The sequence below is a fragment of the Bradyrhizobium diversitatis genome, assembly GCF_016031635.1.
Lineage (GTDB): Bacteria > Pseudomonadota > Alphaproteobacteria > Rhizobiales > Xanthobacteraceae > Bradyrhizobium > Bradyrhizobium diversitatis.
Map to the genome: position 1 here is coordinate 55,239 of NZ_JACEGD010000036.1, position 7,016 is coordinate 62,254.

Below are 7,016 nucleotides of genomic sequence, written 5' to 3' on the forward strand. Positions count from 1 at the left end.
TTGTGCGGCGCGGCCGGCGCTCATTCCCGGTTGAAACCGCCAATGCCGCGCCTTAAGCAAGGCAGCCGTCTTCCGGCGTGCGGCAAGGGAAGAGCCACCGTGATGTCAGCACTGCGCCTTTTGCAGCTCGTCGCCGCCCTTGCGGCTCTCTCATTGGCCGCGCCTGCGCGTGCCGCCACGGACATCGCGCTGTGGCACGCCATGTCCGGCGAGCTCGGCCGGCAGCTCGAGAAGCTCGCCTCCGACTTCAACGCCTCGCAGTCCGACTACCGGATCGTGCCCGCTTACAAGGGAAATTACACCGAGACGGTGACGGCCGCGATCTTCGCCTTCCGCTCGCGCAGCCAGCCGGCGATCGTCCAGGTCAACGAAGTCGCCACCGCCACCATGACTGCGGCCAAGGGCGCGATCTATCCGGTGTTCAGCCTGATGCGGGACCAGGGCGAGCCGTTCTCGCTGGACGACTACCTGCCCGCGGTCTCCGGCTACTACACCGATGCGGCCGGCAATCTGCTGTCCTTCCCGTTCAATTCCTCGACCCCGATCCTCTATTACAACAAGACCATGTTCCGCGAGGCGGGCCTCGATCCGGAGGCGGCGCCGAAGACCTGGCCGGAATTGGGGGCGGCCGCGAAGCGCCTGCGCGACCGTGGTGCTCCTTGCGGCTTCACCACGTCCTGGCCGTCCTGGATCCATGTCGAGAATTTCTCCGCCTTCCACAATTTGGCCCTGGCGACGCGGGCGAACGGCTTTGCCGGGCTTGATGCCGAATTGACCATCAACAATCCGCTTCTCGTCAAGCACATTGCCCAGCTCGCGGAGTGGCAGAAGACCGGGCTGTTCGACTACAGCGGCCGCGGTCAATCAGCCGAGCCGCGCTTCCAGAAAGGCGAATGCGGCATCTTCATTGGCTCCTCGGCGACGCGGGCCGACATCAAGGCGAATTCGAAATTCGAGATCGGCTACGGTATGATGCCGTACTGGCCCGACGTGAAGGACGCGCCGCAGAACTCGATCATCGGCGGCGCCACGCTTTGGGTGCTGCGCGACCGTCCCCGCCAGGAATACAAGGGCGTGGCGCGGTTCTTTGCCTATCTGTCGCAACCCGCCGTGCAGGCCGCCTGGCACCAGAACACCGGCTATCTGCCTGTGACCCGCGCCGCCTTCGAGCTGACGCGGTCGCAGGGGTTCTACGAGCGCAATCCGGGCTCGGCGATCTCGTTCGAGCAGATCACGCTGCATCCGCCCACAGAGAGCTCCAAGGGCATCCGGCTCGGCTCCTTCATCCTGATCCGCGGCGCCATCGAGGACGAGCTGGAGCAGGCCTTTGCCGGCCAGAAGAGCGCGCAAGCCGCACTGGATTCCGCCGTCGAGCGCGGCAACAAGCTGCTGCGCCAGTTCGAACGCGCCAGTCCGGACAGGTAGAAGCAGGATAGAAGCTTGGCGTTGACCGGCGCGCGAGACCTTTCCACAGCGTCATGGCCGGGCTTGTCCCGGCCATCCACGACTTGCCACGCAGCACGAAGAACGTGGATGCCCGGGCCAAGCCCGGGCATGACGAGCGCAAACCTACTGTGCGCGCGATGTCGATGACGCTTCCTCACCTCACCGACGCCGCAAGCCTCCGCGCCTTTCGCTCAGCTCCCTCACAATGGCTCCCCATCGCGCTCGACATCGCGCGCGGACACGGTCTCGATGTCAGCGCCCCGCATGTGTTTGCGACTGGCACCAATCTCGTGGTCGGCCTGGGTGAAACGCTGATCCTGAAAATCTTCCCGCCGCTCTTGCGCGCGCAGTTTATCTCCGAGCGCGGTTCGCTGACGCAGCTCGCTGGCCATCTCGATCTGCCGATTCCCGAGATCGTCGCCGAAGGTGAGCGCGATGGCTGGCCCTATCTCGTCATCACGCGCCTTGCCGGCACGCTCGGCTCGGAGGTCTGGCCGTCCCTGCCGGAAGACCAGAAGGAGCGCGTGCTGCGCCAGATCGGCGAGACCATCGCTTCCGTGCAGCGCGTCCCTCTTGGAGAGCTCGCGCAGATCGAGCCGCGCTGGGACGACGTCATGCGCCGGCAGATGCAGGGTTGCCGCGCCAGGCACACACGTCTCGGCCTTGCGCCGAAATTCCTCGCCGGTCTCGACGATCTCCTCCACGATGCAGCTCAGCTGATTCCGATGGATGCGCCGCCGGTGATCCTGGTCGGCGAATACATCCCCGAGAATTTACTGCTCGCCTGCGATGACGGCCAATGGTCGCTCAAGGGCCTGTTCGACTTCGGCGACGTGCTCGCGGGATGGCGCGACTACGACCTGCTCGGTCCCGCCGCCTTCATGGCGGCGGGACGGCCGAGCCGGGTGAAGAGCCTGCTCGAAGGCTTTGGCTATACGAAGCTCGATTTCGCGCTCAAGCGCCGCTTGATGGCCTTGATGCTGCTGCACCGCGCCAGCGACCTCAACAGCCACATCTGCATCGCGGGCTGGCAGGACAAGGCGGACGATCTGGTTGAGCTGCAGGAGCTGATCTGGGCGGGGTGAGCGCCGGCCTCCCCCGTCATTCCGGGGCGCCGCGGAGCGGCGAGCCCGGAATCCATTGTTCCGCGCATGTTGCGGCCCGATGGATTCCGGGCTCGATGCCGCGCATCGCCCCGGAATGACGGCGGAGATCGTACCGTTACGCCGTGGCTTGAAGGATTTTAGTGCCATCGCCTTCCGAATGGGCTCCTCCATTTGTTGGCCTATATTTTAAGCAATTGTCTCTCTTTGTATGCAATACGAGGGGTGATCGCTCTCTCCAACTTTCCGCCAGAAATGGCAGAATGTGATTGGAATCAGCACGTTAATCCGCGGGTAATACCTCGTTAAGCTCTGGCACGAACCTTGCGAAGCCAGTTCCAACCAAAACGTTGTGTTGGAGCCATTTCATGAAACGCCGCGATTTCCTCAAATCCGTTTCCGGGTTGGCCGCCGGAGCGGCGCTTCCGGCCATGCCGTCCGTGATCTCCTCCGCCAAGGCCGATGCCCGCTCGGAGACGCTGCTGATCGTCTCGGAGGGCGGCCCCAACAATCTCGACATCCATGGCGTCGGCACCAACGTGCCCGGCTACGAGGTGTCCTGGAATTGCTACGACCGCCTGATCAGCCACGAGATGAAGAGCGGCCCCGGTGGCGTGCCCTATTACGATCGCGACAAGTTCAAGGGCGAGCTCGCCGAGGACTTCAAGATCGACGACATGTCGGTGACCTTCAAGCTCAAGAAGAACGCCAAATTCCACGACGGCGCGCCTGTTACCGCCAAGGACGTCAAGTGGTCGCTGGACCGCGCCGTCAGCGTCGGCGGCTTCCCGACTTTCCAGATGAGCGCGGGTTCGCTGGCCAAGCCGGAGCAGTTCGTCGTGATCGACGATCATACGGTGCGCGTCGACTTCCTGAAGAAGGACAGGCTCACGATCCCCGATCTTGCCGTCATCGTGCCCTGCATCGTCAATTCCGAGCTGGTCAAGAAGAACGCCAGCGAGAAGGATCCCTGGGGTCTCGAATACACCAAGCAGCAGACCGCGGGCTCCGGCGCCTACAAGGTGGTGAAATGGACCGCGGGCACCGAAGTGGTGATGGAGCGCAACGACGACTGGGTCGGCGGTCCCCTGCCGAAGATCAAGCGCGTGATCTGGCGCATGGTGCCGCAGGCCGGCAACCGCCGCGCGCTGCTCGAGCGCGGCGACGCCGACATCTCCTATGAGCTGCCGTTCAAGGATTTCCAGGAGATGAAGGCGAACGGCAAGCTCAACGTGGTGTCGCTGCCGTTCTCGAACGGCATCCAGTATATCGGCATGAACGTGACCAAGCCGCCGTTCGACAATCCGAAGGTGCGGCAGGCGATCGCCTATGCGATGCCGTATCAGAAGATCATGGACGCCGTGCTGTTCGGCCTCGGCAATCCCATGTTCGGTGCGCCGAAGGACAAGCCGACCGAAGTCGCCTGGCCGCAGCCGCACAAGTACAATACCGACATGGAGAAGGCGAAGGCGCTGCTGGCCGAGGCCGGTTATGCCAACGGTTTCGAGACCACGATCTCGTTCGATCTCAATTTCGCGGGTGTCAACGAGCCGCTCTGCGTGCTGGTGCAGGAGAGTCTCGCTCAGCTCGGCATCAAGACCACCATCAACAAGGTGCCCGGCGCCAACTGGCGCACCGAGCTGAACAAGAAGGAGATGCCGCTCTTCACCAACGTGTTCTCGGGCTGGCTCGATTATCCCGAATACTTCTTCTACTGGTGCTATCACGGCAATAATTCCGTCTTCAACACCATGAGCTACAAGTCGGCGGAGATGGACAAGCTGATCGATGGCGCGCGCACCGCTGCTTCAACCGGCGACACGGCGACCTACGACAAGGACGTGAAGGGCTTCGTCGATCTCGCTTTCACCGACGTGCCGCGCATCCCGCTGTATCAGCCCTTCGTCAACGTCGCGATGCAGAAGAACATCAGCGGTTACCAGTACTGGTTCCACCGCAGGCTCGACTATCGCGCGATGGCGAAGGGGTGAGGGGACATGGGTGAGGTGAGCACGCTCTTCAGACTCCCTCCCCCCTTGTGGGGGAGGGTTGGGGAGAGGGGTAGCCACGAACTCCGACCTCTCCCGGGGCCACCCCCCTCCCTAGCCCTCCCCCACAAGGGGGGAGGGAACGCAGCGGCTCACGGAGCGCGATCTCGTTTCAAAGCAAAGCGCGAGAGGTCGTCCCCATGCTGACCATGATCGGCAAGCGCCTGATGTTCGCGATTCCCTCGCTGATCGGCGTCGTCATCGTCACCTTCCTGCTGACGCGCGCATTGCCGGGCGACCCTGCGGCGTACTTCGCCGGCCCTGCCGCAACGAAAGAAGCGGTCGAGCAGATCCGCAAGAAACTCGGCCTCGACAAGCCGCTGGTCGAGCAGTTCTTCCGCTATGCCAACGATCTCGCCCATGGCGATTTCGGCAACTCGCTCACGACCGGCCAGCCCGTCGCCACCGAGATCCGCAATCGCCTGCCGGCCTCGGCCGAGCTGACGCTGCTCGGCCTCATCGTCTCGGTTGTGATCGCGATCCCGCTCGGTGTGCTCGCGGCGACGCGGCCGGGGTCCTGGATCGACCATCTCTGCCGGGTCACCACGACGGCCGGCGTGTCGCTGCCCGTGTTCTTCACCGGCCTCGTGCTGGTCTATGTGTTCTACTTCCGGCTGGGCTGGTCGCCCGCGCCGCTCGGCCGTCTCGACGTGTTCTACAGCGCGCCGCCGACGGTGACCGGCTTCTACCTGATCGACACTCTGCTCGCGCGCGACGTCGAGGCATTCCGCTCGGCGCTGAGCCAGCTGATCCTGCCGGCGACGACGCTCGCGATCTTCTCGCTGGCGCCGATCGCGCGCATGACGCGCGCCTCGATGCTGGCGGTGCTCGCATCCGAATTCGTCCGCACCGCGCGGGCCAGCGGCCTGTCGCCCGCTACCGTGATCGTCACCTACGCCTTCCGCAACGCGATGCTGCCGGTCATCACCACGCTCAGCATGGTGTTCTCGTTCCTGCTGGGGGCCAACGTGCTGGTGGAGAAAGTCTTCGCCTGGCCCGGCATCGGCTCCTATGCGGTGGAAGCGCTGATCTCGTCGGACTTCGCGCCGGTGCAGGGCTTCGTGCTGACCATGGCGGTGATGTACGTGCTGCTCAACCTCGTGATCGACATCTTGTATGGCGTGATCGATCCGCGCGTCAGACTTGAAGGCTAGGGGGACCACATGAGCTCCGTTGCGCCTGCCGTCGAACCTGCCGGTCCCGCCCGCACCTCTGGCCTCGTCGCGATCCTCGAACAGACTCGCTACGTCCTCAGCGAGAACAAGGTCACGGGCTTCGCCTTCGCGCTGCTGATCCTGATCCTCGCCGCCGCGATCTTCGGCCCCTATGTGGTGCCGTATGACCCGCTCGCCTCCGACACCGCGGCTGCGCTGAAGCCCCCGTCGGCGGCGCACTGGTTCGGCACCGACCAGCTCGGGCGCGACATTTTCAGCCGCGTCATCGTCGCAACCCGGCTCGACGTCTTCATCGCGGTCGCATCCGTCGCGCTGGTGTTCCTGATGGGCGGGCTCGCCGGCATCGCGGCGGGTTACTTCGGCGGCTGGACCGATCGCATCGTCGGCCGCATCGCCGATACCATCATGGCGTTCCCGCTGTTCGTGCTCGCGATGGGCATCGTCGCCGCGCTCGGCAACACCGTGCAGAACATCATCCTCGCCACCGCCATCGTGAACTTCCCGCTCTACGCCCGTGTCGCGCGTGCCGAAGCCAATGTCCGCCGCAATGCCGGCTTCGTGCAGGCGGCGCGGCTGTCGGGCAACGGCGAATTCCGCATTCTCCTCGTGCACATCCTGCCGAACATCATGCCGATCATGATCGTGCAGATGTCGCTGACCATGGGCTATGCCATCCTCAATGCCGCGGGCCTGTCCTTCATCGGTCTCGGCGTCCGTCCGCCCACGGCTGAATGGGGCATCATGGTCGCGGAGGGCGCCGGCTTCATGGTGTCAGGGGAATGGTGGATCGCGCTCTTCCCCGGCCTCGCGCTGATGATCGCCGTGTTCTGCTTCAACCTCCTCGGCGACGGCCTGCGCGACATCGTCGATCCCCAGCGGAGGACGTGATGATGATTGGGTTTGGGCTCCTGGATTGTGCATGTGAGGAGGGCACTGCTCTCTCATTCCCTCCCCCACAAGGGGGGAGGGAGCGAGAGGTCGGTGCCTCCCTCACGCGCAAAGGCCCATCGGAAATTCTCCAATGATTTCAGTCGCCATTCTACTGTGCATGGGGTTGTTTTCGAATGTTTGAGTGACGGGAGCCGTCCATGACCGCCCAGCCGCTGCTCGACGTTCAGGACCTCACCGTCGAGTTCACCACCCGTCGCGGCATCGTGAAAGCGGTGCAGCACGTCGACATCTCCGTGGCCAAGGGCGAGACGCTCGCCATCGTCGGCGAGTCCGGCTCCGGCAAGTCGGTGACC

At 64.1% G+C, this 7,016-nt stretch carries 6 protein-coding genes; all 6 read left to right on the top strand.

The genetic code is table 11. The features are described 5' to 3' along the window. The first annotated feature begins 102 nt into the window (after nucleotides 1-102). Complete coding sequence (gene ugpB / locus H1B27_RS31310) at nucleotides 103-1,425, top strand: sn-glycerol-3-phosphate ABC transporter substrate-binding protein UgpB (RefSeq protein ID WP_197968695.1); 1,323 nt, start codon at nucleotides 103-105, stop codon at nucleotides 1,423-1,425. Nucleotides 1,426-1,478: 53 nt separating this feature from the next. Next, nucleotides 1,479-2,531 carry an aminoglycoside phosphotransferase family protein gene (locus tag H1B27_RS31315; protein WP_246515836.1) on the top strand — a complete coding sequence of 351 codons (1,053 nt, stop codon included), beginning with the start codon at nucleotides 1,479-1,481 and terminating at the stop codon, nucleotides 2,529-2,531. A 386-nt stretch (nucleotides 2,532-2,917) separates the two neighbouring features. Then, nucleotides 2,918-4,540 carry an ABC transporter substrate-binding protein gene (locus tag H1B27_RS31320; protein WP_197968696.1) on the top strand — a complete coding sequence of 541 codons (1,623 nt, stop codon included), beginning with the start codon at nucleotides 2,918-2,920 and terminating at the stop codon, nucleotides 4,538-4,540. 197 nt (nucleotides 4,541-4,737) lie between these two features. Next, nucleotides 4,738-5,751, top strand: coding sequence for an ABC transporter permease (locus tag H1B27_RS31325; protein WP_061879735.1), 1,014 nt, complete (start codon nucleotides 4,738-4,740; stop codon nucleotides 5,749-5,751). A gap of 9 nt (nucleotides 5,752-5,760) precedes the next feature. After that, nucleotides 5,761-6,660, top strand: a complete 900-nt coding sequence (locus H1B27_RS31330; protein WP_061879734.1) for an ABC transporter permease — start codon at nucleotides 5,761-5,763, stop codon at nucleotides 6,658-6,660. Nucleotides 6,661-6,860: 200 nt separating this feature from the next. Continuing rightward, a partial coding sequence (locus H1B27_RS40455) for an ATP-binding cassette domain-containing protein (RefSeq protein WP_376709011.1) occupies nucleotides 6,861-7,016 on the top strand: 156 nt, incomplete at its 3' end.

Bases quoted from the DNA above. Each gene is read 5' to 3' on its own strand.
- ugpB (WP_197968695.1), top strand. From the start codon at position 103: ATGTCAGCACTGCGCCTTTTGCAGCTCGTCGCCGCCCTTGCGGCTCTC.
- H1B27_RS31315 (WP_246515836.1), top strand. From the start codon at position 1,479: ATGGCCGGGCTTGTCCCGGCCATCCACGACTTGCCACGCAGCACGAAG.
- H1B27_RS31320 (WP_197968696.1), top strand. From the start codon at position 2,918: ATGAAACGCCGCGATTTCCTCAAATCCGTTTCCGGGTTGGCCGCCGGA.
- H1B27_RS31325 (WP_061879735.1), top strand. From the start codon at position 4,738: ATGCTGACCATGATCGGCAAGCGCCTGATGTTCGCGATTCCCTCGCTG.
- H1B27_RS31330 (WP_061879734.1), top strand. From the start codon at position 5,761: ATGAGCTCCGTTGCGCCTGCCGTCGAACCTGCCGGTCCCGCCCGCACC.